This is a genomic window from Thermoplasma sp. Kam2015 (assembly GCF_003205235.1).
GTDB lineage: Archaea > Thermoplasmatota > Thermoplasmata > Thermoplasmatales > Thermoplasmataceae > Thermoplasma.
Genome location: NZ_QJSM01000005.1, coordinates 1 through 14,135, shown reverse-complemented (window position 1 = coordinate 14,135; position 14,135 = coordinate 1). Strand labels below are relative to the sequence as shown.

The 14,135-nt window shown below is 39.9% G+C and carries 14 protein-coding genes; 6 read left to right on the top strand and 8 right to left on the bottom strand.

The window, feature by feature from the left end:
- The first annotated feature begins 17 nt into the window (after positions 1-17).
- The gene (locus tag DMB44_RS00470; protein ID WP_110640108.1) at positions 18-227 is read left to right on the top strand and encodes a CDGSH iron-sulfur domain-containing protein; all 210 of its coding nucleotides are present in this window, start codon (positions 18-20) and stop codon (positions 225-227) included.
- 356 nt (positions 228-583) lie between these two features.
- Here the strand turns inward: DMB44_RS00470 and purN are convergent, their stop codons facing one another.
- Positions 584-1,183, bottom strand: coding sequence for a phosphoribosylglycinamide formyltransferase (gene purN, locus DMB44_RS00465; RefSeq protein ID WP_237265192.1), 600 nt, complete (start codon positions 1,181-1,183; stop codon positions 584-586).
- A gap of 67 nt (positions 1,184-1,250) precedes the next feature.
- On the bottom strand, positions 1,251-1,841 hold the full coding sequence (tmk, locus tag DMB44_RS00460; RefSeq protein ID WP_110640106.1) for a dTMP kinase: 591 nt from the start codon (positions 1,839-1,841) through the stop codon (positions 1,251-1,253).
- Between the two features lie 145 nt (positions 1,842-1,986).
- Here tmk and DMB44_RS00455 point away from each other — a divergent pair, with 145 nt between their 5' ends.
- Together DMB44_RS00455 and folP are read left to right on the top strand one after the other, a co-directional pair.
- Entirely contained in the window at positions 1,987-3,141 is a 1,155-nt protein-coding gene (locus DMB44_RS00455) for a PLP-dependent transferase (protein ID WP_110640105.1), read from the top strand.
- Positions 3,142-3,320: 179 nt separating this feature from the next.
- Positions 3,321-4,343 carry a dihydropteroate synthase gene (gene folP, locus DMB44_RS00450; protein WP_110640104.1) on the top strand — a complete coding sequence of 341 codons (1,023 nt, stop codon included), beginning with the start codon at positions 3,321-3,323 and terminating at the stop codon, positions 4,341-4,343.
- A gap of 167 nt (positions 4,344-4,510) precedes the next feature.
- Here the strand turns inward: folP and DMB44_RS09725 are convergent, their stop codons facing one another.
- Both DMB44_RS09725 and DMB44_RS00440 read right to left on the bottom strand, forming a co-directional pair.
- The gene (locus DMB44_RS09725; RefSeq protein WP_369907608.1) at positions 4,511-4,588 is read right to left on the bottom strand and encodes a zinc ribbon domain-containing protein; all 78 of its coding nucleotides are present in this window, start codon (positions 4,586-4,588) and stop codon (positions 4,511-4,513) included.
- Between the two features lie 224 nt (positions 4,589-4,812).
- Positions 4,813-5,166, bottom strand: a complete 354-nt coding sequence (locus DMB44_RS00440; RefSeq protein ID WP_161952068.1) for a helix-turn-helix transcriptional regulator — start codon at positions 5,164-5,166, stop codon at positions 4,813-4,815.
- Positions 5,167-5,451: 285 nt separating this feature from the next.
- Between DMB44_RS00440 and DMB44_RS00435 the strand changes: the two genes are divergently transcribed.
- Positions 5,452-6,516, top strand: a complete 1,065-nt coding sequence (locus tag DMB44_RS00435) for an arsenic resistance protein (protein ID WP_110640102.1) — start codon at positions 5,452-5,454, stop codon at positions 6,514-6,516.
- Positions 6,516-6,968, top strand: a complete 453-nt coding sequence (locus DMB44_RS00430) for a universal stress protein (RefSeq protein ID WP_110640101.1) — start codon at positions 6,516-6,518, stop codon at positions 6,966-6,968. The genes DMB44_RS00435 and DMB44_RS00430 overlap by 1 nt, the downstream gene beginning before the upstream one ends.
- Positions 6,969-7,183: 215 nt before the next feature.
- Here DMB44_RS00430 and DMB44_RS00425 read toward each other — a convergent pair whose 3' ends face one another.
- The 4 genes from DMB44_RS00425 to DMB44_RS00410 form a co-directional block, all read right to left on the bottom strand.
- A complete protein-coding gene (locus DMB44_RS00425; protein WP_110640100.1) occupies positions 7,184-7,906 on the bottom strand; it encodes a carboxymuconolactone decarboxylase family protein in 723 nt (240 codons plus the stop codon).
- Positions 7,907-8,415: 509 nt separating this feature from the next.
- Complete coding sequence (locus DMB44_RS00420) at positions 8,416-9,834, bottom strand: B12-binding domain-containing radical SAM protein (RefSeq protein ID WP_110640099.1); 1,419 nt, start codon at positions 9,832-9,834, stop codon at positions 8,416-8,418.
- Entirely contained in the window at positions 9,831-11,321 is a 1,491-nt protein-coding gene (locus tag DMB44_RS00415) for a radical SAM/SPASM domain-containing protein (protein ID WP_110640098.1), read from the bottom strand. The genes DMB44_RS00420 and DMB44_RS00415 overlap by 4 nt, the downstream gene beginning before the upstream one ends.
- Positions 11,321-11,857: a hypothetical protein gene (locus DMB44_RS00410; RefSeq protein ID WP_110640097.1), complete on the bottom strand. Its 537-nt coding sequence runs from the start codon at positions 11,855-11,857 to the stop codon at positions 11,321-11,323. The genes DMB44_RS00415 and DMB44_RS00410 overlap by 1 nt, the downstream gene beginning before the upstream one ends.
- Positions 11,858-12,726: 869 nt before the next feature.
- Here DMB44_RS00410 and DMB44_RS00405 point away from each other — a divergent pair.
- Positions 12,727-13,164, top strand: coding sequence for an Lrp/AsnC family transcriptional regulator (locus tag DMB44_RS00405; RefSeq protein ID WP_161952067.1), 438 nt, complete (start codon positions 12,727-12,729; stop codon positions 13,162-13,164).
- Positions 13,165-14,135: the final 971 nt, after the last annotated feature.

The following is a 14,135-nucleotide window of genomic DNA, read 5'->3' as shown; positions in this document are numbered from 1 at the left end:
ATGTTCTATACTATGATATGGCAAGACTAGTTTTGCATGAGAGAGACCACCCATACGTGGTCAAGGTTGGAGATAAAGAAGTGCATATATGCGGATGTGGTCTTTCTTCGCATAAACCCTACTGCGACGGTACACATAAGATAACCATGGATGAGGGAGATCACATATACATATACAACGCTGAGAAAAAAAGAGAAGAATTTCACTCGTTCTATGATAATGAGTGAGATCACTCAGCCTGCCCGTCTTTCATCATTTTTCAGGAAGATGCGTTCTCATCATAGTGATCCCACCATTTTTTAAATGGTAAATTTGGATATATAGATACCCTATTGTTTTCTGAAGACGATTACATCTAGATATATGAAGCAGGTTTCAGCGCCGATATGTTCAGATTTCCCAGCCATCGCTTATCACGGATATTCTGAGATTAAATACGGAGAATGGATCAAGGAAAGCGTTCTGATTCATAAATATTCCAGGTTAACAGAGGATTCCCCTCATTAGACGTGCAGCTATCTGATCCTTCATCCTCTATGAAATTTGAAGGTGACAGCCGTCATGAAACACCCTGAGTGGCTATTCATGGATAGATCACACGTTTTCCATCAATGATGTAATTACCGGACATTATTATGCGAAGTGCCTGTATAACAGCAGAATGCTCTATAGCATGTATTTTATTCTCAAGTGATTCTGGCGTATCGATATCATCTATCTGAACCGCCCTCTGGAGTATTATCGGACCGCCGTCTATATCCTCGGTGACAAAATGTACAGTGCATCCTGATATCTTTGCGCCACTCTTTATCACCGCTTCATGAACCTTTCTACCGTAGAAGCCCTTACCGCCAAAGCAAGGAAGCAGGCTTGGATGTGTGTTAATTATTCTGTTTCTGAACCTTTGGATAACCTCAGGACTCAATATGCTCAGAAACCCGGCGAGCAGGAAGAGATCAGCTCCAGACTCCTCCATCTCCCTTAGGAGATCGATATGAAAATTTACACCTCTCCTGACGATGGCTGTCTTGATGTTAGCGGTCTTTGCCCGTTCTATGGCCATGCAATCCCTATCCGCTATCACCTTGCATATTTTCGCATCCAGTTTTCCCTCTTGGATCGCATCCATAACTGCCTGCAGTGTAGTTCCGGTACCTGATACGAGCACACATACACTTTTCATGATGTCAATTAAGGTATACCGACTGCAATCTTAAATTCATATCATGAAAAAGGGTGCCGCAAACCAGCTAAATATCAATTCTATGATGGTTCGCTATCTTGGGCTTCAATCTGCTGAATGCCTCTTCGATCATTTCTTTTTTATCCTTATGCCCGTCCACCTTGATATCCCACTGGAAGCTTTCGTAAATGTCTCGGACCTGCCTCAGCTTTTCCTCATCCTCGAATCCGAGATTCCTTATTCCCCTTCTGGAGACTCTCTGCATGGCCGTGGCCACGTCTATGTCCACGTATATGTGCACATCGGGCCTCAGCTTGATTATCTTCGAGACCTCATCCATCCATTGTCTCGCCTTACCCGCATCACCGAAGAACTCCTGCACTCCCTGAAACTGATATGCATAGGAAGATCGTATGTATCTGTCGCACACAACGATGCAGCCACTGTTAATGCGATCAATCAGATCAAACTGATGCCTGTACCTGTTTAAAGTGAATTTCAGAAAGAGTTCGACGGCATCACCCTTGTAATTATCGATGTCGTCGGTTGGTTCCTTGGTAAGGTAAACATGGTAACCTTCCCTCAACAGCAGCTGATATATGCCTTCCGCCAGCGTTGTTTTACCGGCACCGTCTATGCCCTCAATAGCTATGAACATTCAGGTGGATAGATACCACATGATAATAAATGTACTGAAGTGGAGCAGAGAAGCGGCATTCTGCAAAGGATGAAATAGAACCACAGTGATTCACCGTCTCGGTTCGAATCACAAACGTTGTTATCCTACATTGGCATGCAGAATCATGGTATCCAATATGTATAAAGGCTTCAACACGAGAGCTGTTCAGTCAGGAGAATTGAGAGATCCAAAGTTTGGAAATGTAACGACACCCATATTCGAAACATCAACCTTCATCTATCCAAATCCGGTAGAAGGTGCCTACATAGATCATACAAGGAATGAACCGTACATATACACCAGATGGGGAAACCCTACTACGCAGGCATTCGAAGATAAGTACGCCGCAGTTGAGGGGTGTGAATATGCACTCTCATTTTCCTCAGGTATGGGTGCGATAACGTCCGTTATAGCTGGTGTGCTACATCCTGGGAGCAGGATACTTTCCATATCTGACCTCTATGGGCAGACCCTCTATTTCTTCAACAAGGTACTCGGCGATATGGGAATAAAGGTTGACTACATAGATACGGACAGGATGAACGAACTTGATTTCGACCAGTCAATGTACGATGCCATCTATATGGAATCGGTTACAAATCCCACGCTCAAGGTGCCAGATATCAAATCTGTATCGGATCATGCCAGAAAGCCCATCATAATAGTGGATGCCACATTTGCATCGCCATACAACCAGCATCCACTTGATCTGGGGGCGGATGTGGTTATACACAGTGCCACAAAATACATAGGCGGCCACAGCGATATAGTTATGGGTGTTGTGGGCACAAATGATAGGGAGATATTCAACAACATCGTGATCAGAAGAAAGACCTTCGGATCAAACCCAGATCCTATTCAGGCCTATCTAGCATTGCGGGGCCTGAAGACTCTGGGATTGAGGATGGAGAAGCACAACAGGAACGGATCAGAGATAGCAAAATTCCTGAGGAACAGCGATACAGTTTCAATGGTATATTATCCTGACACAGACATCGGAAAAAAGGTGCTTTCAGGTTTCGGAGGGATGGTATCCTTCGAGATAAGGAAGGATATTGATGTCCACAAATTCTTGAGAAAACTCAAGATACCGATGGTGGCTGCCAGCCTTGGCGGGGTGGAAAGCCTGATAACTCTCCCGGCTGAGACTTCACACTCATCGCTCTCAAAGGAGGAGAGGGAAAGAATGGGAATAAGCGATAACCTTGTAAGATTCTCCATAGGGATAGAGGACTCTGAAGACCTTATAGCTGATCTGGAGAATGCACTCAAAGAATGATCCTATAGTCTTGGTTCGTCATGGATCGTCCTTTGCAACCATTTTTTGCCTTTAATGAAAAATGCGAATGCTTATATTTCATGGATCCGGACAAGATATGGTGTGACGCGTTATGCTGGTGGATCAGATTGCCAAATAATCAAACCTAAGATATATGATAAATCGTTCAATCAGGGAATATGGGTGGCTTGATCATCCCGCGTAGAGGATCGTATGCGAGATCCGGAAATAAGTTCCAGTTTGAGATATTTTCAGACAAAGTCCCGCCGGTTGATCATGAAGAGATCACAGAATCCGGAAAGAAAAAATATCTGGTCTGGGCTGATCAGAAACTGCTCAGAGACCTAATGGAATTCTATTCCATCAATCCTGGTCATGAAGACCACGCCTCTGCGGCCATATTCAAGGCCCTGGATGAAAAACCGGCCATACCAAAGATAATGGGCATCGTCAATGCAACCCCGGATTCATTTTATCCCGGAAGCCGTGTGCTTGGCCATTCCGATCTGGTATTCAAGATGATAGACGAGAAACCGGATATAATCGACATAGGGGCGGAGAGCACAAGGCCAGGAAGCAAAGGAGTCGATCCCTCGACGGAGCTTGATAGGCTGATTCCCATCGTGAAGATGGTGAGGGATTATTCAGATATTCCAATATCGATAGATTCCAGGCATCCGTCAGTCATAGACGGCCTGACAAAGTACGAGATAAATTACATAAATGATATATCTGGTTTCACAGACCGCAGGATGATAGAAATAGCTAAGGATTCCGGTCTGAACTGTATAGTCATGCATATGCGAGGTACCCCGGAGAACATGCAGAGCATGACCACATACGATGATGTAATATACGAGGTATCTGCATTTCTGGCAGATCGGACAGAGGCGCTTTTGAAGAACGATGTGAGCTTCGATCGCATAATACTCGATCCGGGCATAGGATTTGCGAAGGATATAAAGGGCAACGTGGAGATACTCCGAAATATAAAGAGCTTCAACATAGGCTTTCCACTGCTTGTCGGCACCTCTAGAAAGAGCTTCATAGGTATGATAACGGGGCAGAAGGTTGAAAACAGGCTTGCCGGCACCATCGGCACAAGCATATACCTGGCTGAAAACAGAGTATCAATACTGAGAGTTCATGATGTCAAGGAGAACAGGGATGCACTTACCACCTACCTCGTTTTGGCATCATGATTGATCGCGTAACAAGATTTCTAACATTCTGAGATGTGAGCTTCCCCTAAGCTAAAGCATCTGAGCTTCCCTTCATCGGAGAGACCTCTGCCTCTCCGAACATCCGTACAAGCCCGAAGTAGCGATCTCCATAGGCATATATTCGGATCGCACCGATCCTACTTTTGTCAATCCAATCTTTTTATGCTCTTCGATGCGTTGTAATCCCTGTCGATCGTTAAACCGCATGCATCACAGTGGTATATACGATCGGATAATTTCAGATCATGATCCAGAGTTCAGTAACAATTTTTCTGCATCCTTATGCGTTAGATACAGCTTCACTCTGGCAGCTGTTATCAATTATTATGGAGATGATGAATATATCCGTAAATATCTCCATTGAGAGGCGTCCGTGTATCTCATCGGTAAAGCATTTGAAAATTACAGATTCCCCAAAGCCACCATTATTCATTTTTAACGTTCAATTTTATAGCTGTATCCCTTTCTTCGACTCTTCTATATCCTGAATTTCCCGAAAGAATGGCTCCAGCAAAAAGGTATATTTCGTATTTATTAGGTAAAATGTGAACTTTTTTCCCTCATCTCTCGTTACAATTCCCGATCTGTAAAGTTTATTCAAATGGGATGTTATGGAGGGTTGTGATATATCTAATGCTTCCATTAATTGTTGTGCATAAACCTTACCATATTTTTTCATAAGATAGATCATCGCTAATCTGATCTTTGAGGATAGGGCCTGATATATCTCTGCCGGTCCTTCAAAATCTTTGATCTCCAGTGGTGCCAGGGAAGGATAAATATCTTCCTGTTGTGCGGTCATATTTATATAATTTATATCTAAATATTTAAGAATATCTAGCAAGCACTTGTGCCATATGTTCGATATACCATAAAATGCCAAATTAATCTCCATTTGGAATCATATTTCTGGGGCGTTCTAAGGACATAGCATGATTCCTATGTGCGATGTTGCTTCTAATAAGATCTATCAAGAGCCATATACCAATCTCCAGCCTTCTTCTACCCAAGCCATATAAATCCCTATAAAAGACTGGACACAAATTTTGTATATAATCATTAAGTATTTTTTCAATCTCCAACCCTCATGTCCGAAATGAGTAGGCTAGTAAAGGTCAGAGATCATCTAGATAAATTCCTAGCAATATATGTCGGCATAGCTATAATCCTCGGACTGATTGTGGGTTATTACGACTATCATTGGGTTGCACTTAATAGATCAGTCATAAAAATTCTAGAACTCGCCGCTATAATAATAATGATATTCCCAATGATGGTGATGATGAATTTCCGTGGTCTTGGAAAAGCAATGAAAAACTGGAAGCTCCTTACCATCGTATTACTAATGAATTTTGGCTGGGGACCTATAATGGCCATTTTTCTTGGTGATCTTTTTGTCACTAATCCTCTTGTTAAACTTGGACTATTTCTCGCCTGGCTTGTTCCATGCTCATCCATGAGCGTTGGATATGTCGGCCTAATGAAGGGTAACATAGAGGCTTCTACAGCTTTGGTCGCAATAACATTTTTGGTAGGAATCCCATTGATACCTCTCTATGCAAGCGCATATGGCGCGGCTTATCATATACATGTATCCATAATGATGCTGATAATAACCATATTGGAAATTATTGTTGCACCATTGATCATAGGGATTCCTACGCATGAAGGCCTCATACAAAAGCTTGGAAAACAGAAATTCAGAGAGATAAGCCCAGTATTTTCTTCTATAACGATGATAGGCATGTTCATGATCATTTTTGTTATATTCTTTGGAGACTCGAAAATGGTAATATCGCATATCCAGGCGGTTATGGGTGTATTCTATTCTGCCATTGCTTTTGGTACTATTTCTCTTATATTCATGACGTTTATTTTGAAAACTCTTAAATTCAATTACTGGGATTCGATGGCCGCCCTATTCCCAAGCATAGGTAAGAATGAGGGGACTGCTGTAGCGATAGCTGCCACTGCGTTCTCGCCACTAGTAGCTATAGCACCAGGAACGCTACCCATATTTCAAGTAATATTCCTTATAACCTACATAAAGCTACGTCCAAGGATAGCACATTTCTTTGGAATCAAGGGAAAAGATGCTGTCTTCCAGGAGGAGATGACAGAAGTTGTTGAGTCAATAGGAGGTGCTAGATAATGGTTAAATTGCTGATTCCGGTGGATTTCTCACCCGATTCTAAAGACTTTGTTAAGGCGGGCCTTAGAATATTGCCAGATGTCGACAAAATAGAGTTCGTATATGTGATACCGCTAGGGATGAAAGAACTTGAGGATTTTGTGGATGCCGATAGTATCGAATATGCTAGAAAAAAAGCTGAACAAAAAATGAACGATCTCATAAACAATCTGAATGTTAAAGCAAAGGAAATCGCGTATACAATAACCGATGGGGATCCTGCAAGCGTACTTATTGATATGGCGAATAGCGGTGAATTTGACGCCATTCTCATAGGCCACAGGGGCTATGCATATATCTCAGATTTCTTCATTGGCAGTGTAACTCTCAAGCTGATATCTAAAGCAAGAATACCGGTTATCGTCGTCAGAAAAACAAAAAAGGGTGCTGAAGATATATTTGAAGAAAAATAATATGTTTTGTTTCGAGCGTTTAATAAAAATTTATAAATCATCTGACCGCTCAATTTTTATGATATTGCCTTTCTTATTATTTTTACGACCTATGCATATTTCATTATCTTATGAATGGCCTATATTGCTTGCGATCGACTAGATCTGGACATGCTTGCTGATTAATGGTAATCACTATTTCCAACGATATTAAAGAATATTCATATATACTAATTTTATTTTACCAATATTTTTAATACGTTAAGGCCATTTACAAAGGCTCGATTGCCAGATAGAAATCTTGTTATAGTGAGAATGTCTTCAGCCTCAGCCTTATTTCCGCCATTTTTCACGAACTGATCTAGGTATACCTTTTCACACTCACGATCTCTTATCGAGGCGCTGACTGCAAAGGCTATGGCATATATTTCCTTGGCGGATAACTTGACTGGCTTCAACATTGCCTTCTTTTCCCTTAGATGTTCCCTTACAAGAGCCGAGGAAAATCTGGAAGCTGTGATTACTCTATCCGGAACTATACCAGCTTCAGCTTTTACACTTTTTAGCAGTAATGAGACGCCTTCATCATCAGATGATCTTTCCTCATTATTAAACTGATCTATAAGAATATCAGTACTGTCCAAGGTGGATGACATAAGCGCCATTTTCGTCGCTCTCATAGCATCAACTATTTCAAGCGATTCGACTCCGTATCTCTTGGCAAGTTTGTAGTGTATCATCACAGACTCTTTTGGTCCATTTGCTAGGGCTACAGAAATAGCTATCAATATCCTTGTCTTAAGAGGAAGAGCTTTTCTTCCTAGATATAGAGCTTGGTTCTGAGTGAACTGCTCTATCGCCGACTCTTTGTCCAATTTAAAAAGTAATTCTATAACTTGTGGCATCTCACCGAGCGAGTGTTCTGCAAAATTTCTTATCTCCTTATATTCATTGTCCATGAAATTCGATCGAGATGTAGTTCAAAATCTTTATACACAATAATTTAGATTTAATATGGTGTTTGAACATTAAATTGCGATGCGGTATCTAAAAATTTATTGGCGTCTGTAGATTTATTTTATTTTTAATATCCAGTGAGCTACTACTTGGCTAAAGCATCAGATCCCCCTTATTCGAAGACCTAGCCCTATTCCCTTGCGGCCAAACTGCAGTTTCACTTTGCGAGAAAAAGTTATTGTGAATCATGTACAGTGATATGGTTATGGGTATTTCGATCCAAAAAGGCATGAATTCAGATGGTACTGATCCTACTTTGCGGTGTCATAATGCCTGGCTATCGCAGTGCTCGTGTAAAGATGTCCAAGAACTATTGATAAGCTTTTTCAGCAGGTAAAACCACACATGTCTCGCAGCAAAGTTATTTATTTTATTGTGGCGTCAAAACACGTAATTTCCCGTTAATAAATGAACAAATGTTTATATGTGCCTTTCAAAAAAAATAGATACTTTATGAAGTCGTTTTAGTATGGCCATCAGTGAGAGCCCGATCATGTTTGAAAGCTGTTATAGCTTTAGAATAATACGGTATTATTCTTTTGAATACAAAGCCGTGATCCTTGATCAGATCGTGTAAAAGATAGCTTGGCCTTAGATAGAAACTAACATATGCTTTTCCTAACCATCTTAGTATTTCGGAATCTGTGAAGTTAGTAAGTTTCATAACAGGATTCAATGTTGTGTATTTCCTCCAGTCTAAAGTTTTGATTATACCCCTAGTCTTTGCAAGATGCCACAATCTAGTCCCTGGATATGGAGTTGCGATGGTGAATTGTGCAAGCAAAACTCTTACCTTCTTTGCAAAGCGTATAGTATTGCGCACATCTTCTCTAGTATCATCGGGGAAACCAATTATAAACGATCCTAAAGTATTCAGCCCTGCCTCATTGCCTTTCCTCACCGAATCTACGGCCTGTTGCAATGTTATACCCTTGCCTATGAAATCCAATGTTTTCTGATTTCCCGACTCTATTCCAAAGTAAATAGTGTGCGCTCCTGCCTCCTTCATTGCCCTAGCGATTTCGCTGTTGAAGAGGTTAACTCTTGCTGATGCTGACCAGTGGATATCCAACTTCTCTTCCTTTATCTTCTGAGCTATTTCTGAAGCTCTTTTCATGTTGAGTGTGAATGTGTCATCAAGAAACTCTATTTCATGCAAACCATAATCATTAACCAATCTGCGGAGTTCAGCCATCACCCTTTCGGTGCTATGGGCTCTCCATTTCTTGCCAAACTGAAGTGAAGATGAGCAGAATATACAATTATATGGGCATCCTCTTGATGTCATTATGGTTCCAAATCTCTTCTTGCCGGCCATGTAACGATCCATGGGAAGCAGGTCTATAGCTGGCATTGGTATGGTATCTATATCTTTTATCAGATCCTCTGGTGGCGTGATCACTATTTTTTCTGAGCTCCTATAGGCTATTCCTTTTATTTTTTTTATATCTTTCTTTCCTTCGAGATGCTGTAGCAGATTGGAGAATATTAGCTCGCCTTCTCCAATAACCACATAATCTATATCTGGCGATTCCTCAAGCGTAATATCTGGAGTAAATGTGACGTGCGGGCCTCCGACCGCTATCTTAACCTCATTATTGTGCATCTTCGCAAATCTTGCTATATTATAGACATCAGGTATCATGGAGGTTGTTGATGTTATACCTATGAAATCTGGATCATATGTTTTTATCTGGTTTTTGACATCTCCATGCGAATACTCCATAGCAATAGAATCAATAATTTTTACTTCTTCTCCCTGATCTCTAGCAACTGACGCCAAATACGCAAGCCCAAGAGGGGGCCCAGTTGTTCCTATGACCGATTTTATAACAGAATCAGTAGGTGGGGAAAGTAGTAGTATTTTCATACTCTTACCGGCTCTTGATGCAACTTGAAAACTATTTCCTCATAAGCACTCTCGTTAAGGAGACATCCTGGATCAGACTGCATATAGTCACCATAATACCCATATGCTCGTGCTCTGCATCCACCACATGAATATTTGAATGGACATGTTCCGCATATCCCCTCAAGATGATCTCTGTCTCTAAGGTCCTTCAGTACATTTGAGTTTTCCCATATATTCTTAAGGCCATCTTTTAGGACGTTGCCTACTCGTATGGGTAGAAATACGCAGGGCTCAAGATCACCGTTGTCTTCAAGAGCCGCATATACCCTACCTGCTCCACAGCCTCCTATAAATTCAGCCATAGCGATCCCGTTTGAACCTGTTTCCATGGTGGCAAAGTGAGTTGGAGAATAGGTCTTACCTGTCCCCTCTAGAATCTTGTTTATGCCTATTCTTGAATATTCTGGTGATGTTGAATATATGTCTGGACCAACCTTCTGCTGCCATTTATCATAGAGAAAGTTTAAAAGATCCTCCCTTTCTTTGGGCGTAAGATCCTCATCTATTATTTCTTTCCCTCTTCCCGTGGGTACAAAGTTGAACACTATGAACTTCTTGACTTTGAGCTGTATGGCGAGATCCAGCATTCTGTCCATCTGTTTGTAGTTATATCTCGTTGCAGTAGTAGCTATAGCGGTATCAAAAACTCCTTTTTCAACAACATTCTTTATTCCCTGAACTGTTCTCTCCCATGCCATTTGCTGCCCGCGGAATTTGTTATGAACTTCTGGGTCTGGAGAATCTAAGCTTATCTCTACATATTTTATTCCAACCTCCGCAAGCCTATCCACGACACTTTTAGTAAGTAGTGTACCATTCGTCGCTATCGTTGTATAGAATCCTTTGCTGGAGGCATATTCAGCGATTTTCCAGAAATCAGGGCTAATAAGTGGTTCACCACCGGAAAAAGCTATCATCGTCACACCTGCTTCATCCATCATGTCTATTACCCTCAGCTTCTGTTCTAGAGTCAATTCGTCTGAATGCTTAATCCCTGCATTAGCATAACAATGTAGGCAATTTAAATTACACTGTTTTGTCGTGTTCCATACTACCATAAGCGGTGCATCGAATATCTGTGGTTTCGTAATTCCATATTTAGCCACGCTTCTCAAGGTAAGTGCTACACCTTTCCTGACAAATTTCTCTTTGAGTGCGTTCTTGATAGTATCCATGCCATCGACATGAAATGTCTTCATGCCCCTTTTGAGGGCGGTTTCTATCATTTTAACTTCAGTTGATTCCTTTATTCCTGATGATTCTTCGACTCCAGCAAACACACCAAGAAGGTGTTCAAACTTTTTCTGATCAGTTAATTTTGTCATAATAAATCTGGCAAACCGATGATCAACGATCTTCTGAAATTGTGCTATCAGTTCTGTGGAATCTGGAAGTTTTTCTGATCCATAAAAATTAACTCCCTCGATACTTTCCTTTTTCGACATCAGACCTTCACCTCCTCCACGTCTTTATAGTTATGAATTTCTGAGTCACCTTTACCCCACTCGAAAAAGATGATGGGTATTCCGACAGAATCCAATAGCTTCATTACGTCAATTATATTGTTGGCGTGAGAGCAAAATTCCTTTGCTTCTATCGCAATCATGTTGTAATTACCTTCCTCGGACAAATTTAATATAATGTCGGAGAGCTCTCCTTCAGCTACCCTGTAATTGTAGAATAGATTCTCGCGTTTAGGTAATTTTTTTACAAACTTATATAATTCTTTTTCTGCTATTGCTCTATCGTACATTGAGTTCTTTATATTCTTTTTCATGCATGGGCCATTTTCTGTGGGTGGCAGAATGTTTAGGAAATCCACACTTATCTTACCACTAAACATCTTAATAAAAGCATAGATACTGGTTATCAGATCATCATTACACCTCGTTGGAAATAATACTTTAATGATATTATTTTTATCCAAATCCATGGATGTTTCGTGATCTTTATTATTTTCTTTATCAACTTTCTGAAGCATAATAAAATATTGATGGCAAATAATTAAGAATTCTTAACAAATATTGTCCTTATTTCGCCTTATTTCCTAATTGATTGCGATAATCTTGGCACATACTTCACAAAATATCATTACATCCAGTCTATTTTTATACCGATGAGTAAATTGCCAGAATTCATCTGTCTTTTGAATATAACTCAAGCAAATTATTCTTCAGCGAAGAGGTCTTCGCTGATACCGATATGTTATATGCAAATCTTAGATTATAAACTTCACAGACGCAAATTCTGACTATACAGACTCTGCCTTTATCAATTCCGTTTTTGACGTTCTTCCATGGGCTGTGATCTCTATATATTATTATATCTCACACCCATCTTGGTATTCTCCATTGCTATTGTTTTTCTATCTGAGGATCTTAGAAAGCGTATTGGATTCCAGGCACTGCTCTGAAAGAACTTCTTGAATGCATTATTATAAATTGCAGGGACACCTCTAGTAATTGGAAATTTACAATGTATAACCAGAGATATTTTTGAGAGCGATCAGCATTTTCGCTATATCGAAACAGTAAAGGAATAATTTCTCCATGTCCTATGAATAATTCATTATGCATCACGTTCTCAAAGAAAATAGCTGCATATCAGCCTGTGGCTGCGTAGGTGCTTTTCATTTGGATACAGCTTCGATCTTATAGCTAAGATAATCATTATAGTCATCATTTGCATGTCCGTAGATCTTTACATTCAGTAACGTTCGTGTATATTATTGCTGAAGCTGTCGATTTTATCGTTTTTTCCAAATCCCAGTCTCCGCTTAAAAACGTTGAAGCAATTCGATCATTCGAGCTCTTGGATAAAAATTTTAATCTTGTATACTATCAATTTAACGTGAAAGATTTTAAAATCGATCGGTTGGATTACGAGATACTCGCGCTTCTAGAAAAAGATTGCTCTAGAACATATTCAGACATAGCTAAAGAGCTTAACGCAAATATTTGGACGGTAAGGGATAGGATCGAACTTCTGAAGAAGAGAGGTATAATAGAAAGATGCAGAGCAGAATTGGATTATTCAAAGATGGGATATGGCTGTGAAGCTCTGCTTTTTCTTGTAATCAATCCATCAAAGATGAATGAATTTATCTCGTTTATGAAGTCCAATGACAAGGTGAAGGGAGTTACTGTGATGACTGGCGATGAAAGGCTCATGGTTTACATCGTTGATAAGACGTGTGCGGACATAAAAGAGTTTATTCAGCAGAAATTTAGTGGGTTTGATTTAGATGTCAAGAAATTTAATATAGTTCTGGAGAGACCAAAAAAATGAATAAAAATCTCGATAAAGAACGGCTTTGTCGGAACGACGCTTTCATACAAAGCAGCGTAATAACATAATTTATGCGGCTTATAGTCGCTATCTGTGAGCCACTCCTCAGGTGAATCTTCGGATCTTCCTTCCATCGAAGAGACCTCTGCCTGTATGGATATATTCCGTACAAGCCAGATGTTGCGATCTCCACAGGCGTGTATTCGGATCGCACCGATCCCACTCAAGCATCGTACACTTGGTTATCGTAGAGAATATAAAATATGCAAAGACAATTTATAAATATATCCATTGTGGGAAGTCCGTGTATCTCATGTCCGAAGAGGGAATTTTACTACTTCCTTCAAACTCCTAACTTTCCTATAAATTGAACGACATATTAAACTTATTATATAGCTTCTTAATAATACACACATAAACCTCAACATATAGGCCAATATATTTGCTGATACCAAATGCCTATCATGATCATAACGATGAAATTACTTATAGAATTTTAAATAAATATGTGAATAATCCATATGATTGTATCGAGAGCCTGATCGATTCTTATTGAAGAGATATACAATCAACACAGTATACTCGAAGATTATGTCTAGTATATCCTTCGAAGAGAGGATATTTATCTTACACTCCTTGTGATAATATGAAATAATCGATTGAAGCATGATCATACAATGAAGGGATAGATTGATAAGAGTTGTCTTTGATGCATATGAATATCTCATTTTGAAGACACGGAGTGGAAGCTGTTTTTATATCATAGATATGGAGACTGAGACCTAGTCTATAAAAATATTTAAGGATGTCCTTTCAATCATACATTGGTTCGAGGAAGATTGTGACCGTTTTTGGCAATATCTCAAGTGATGGAATTACAGTCGGGGGCGATTTTTTGAAGTCAACATAAATCAATTTATTTATAGATAAATATTTGCTACATAGGAATATAGATATAATCATTATATTAT

What these genes read in the sequence shown, in the direction of transcription:
- DMB44_RS00470 (WP_110640108.1), top strand. Translation starts at nt 18, where the DNA reads ATGGCAAGACTAGTTTTGCATGAGAGAGACCACCCATACGTGGTCAAG.
- purN (WP_237265192.1), bottom strand. Translation starts at nt 1,183, where the DNA reads ATGAAAAGTGTATGTGTGCTCGTATCAGGTACCGGAACTACACTGCAG.
- tmk (WP_110640106.1), bottom strand. Translation starts at nt 1,841, where the DNA reads ATGTTCATAGCTATTGAGGGCATAGACGGTGCCGGTAAAACAACGCTG.
- DMB44_RS00455 (WP_110640105.1), top strand. Translation starts at nt 1,987, where the DNA reads ATGGTATCCAATATGTATAAAGGCTTCAACACGAGAGCTGTTCAGTCA.
- folP (WP_110640104.1), top strand. Translation starts at nt 3,321, where the DNA reads ATGGGTGGCTTGATCATCCCGCGTAGAGGATCGTATGCGAGATCCGGA.
- DMB44_RS00440 (WP_161952068.1), bottom strand. Translation starts at nt 5,166, where the DNA reads ATGACCGCACAACAGGAAGATATTTATCCTTCCCTGGCACCACTGGAG.
- DMB44_RS00435 (WP_110640102.1), top strand. Translation starts at nt 5,452, where the DNA reads ATGTCCGAAATGAGTAGGCTAGTAAAGGTCAGAGATCATCTAGATAAA.
- DMB44_RS00430 (WP_110640101.1), top strand. Translation starts at nt 6,516, where the DNA reads ATGGTTAAATTGCTGATTCCGGTGGATTTCTCACCCGATTCTAAAGAC.
- DMB44_RS00425 (WP_110640100.1), bottom strand. Translation starts at nt 7,906, where the DNA reads ATGGACAATGAATATAAGGAGATAAGAAATTTTGCAGAACACTCGCTC.
- DMB44_RS00420 (WP_110640099.1), bottom strand. Translation starts at nt 9,834, where the DNA reads ATGAAAATACTACTACTTTCCCCACCTACTGATTCTGTTATAAAATCG.
- DMB44_RS00415 (WP_110640098.1), bottom strand. Translation starts at nt 11,321, where the DNA reads ATGTCGAAAAAGGAAAGTATCGAGGGAGTTAATTTTTATGGATCAGAA.
- DMB44_RS00410 (WP_110640097.1), bottom strand. Translation starts at nt 11,857, where the DNA reads ATGCTTCAGAAAGTTGATAAAGAAAATAATAAAGATCACGAAACATCC.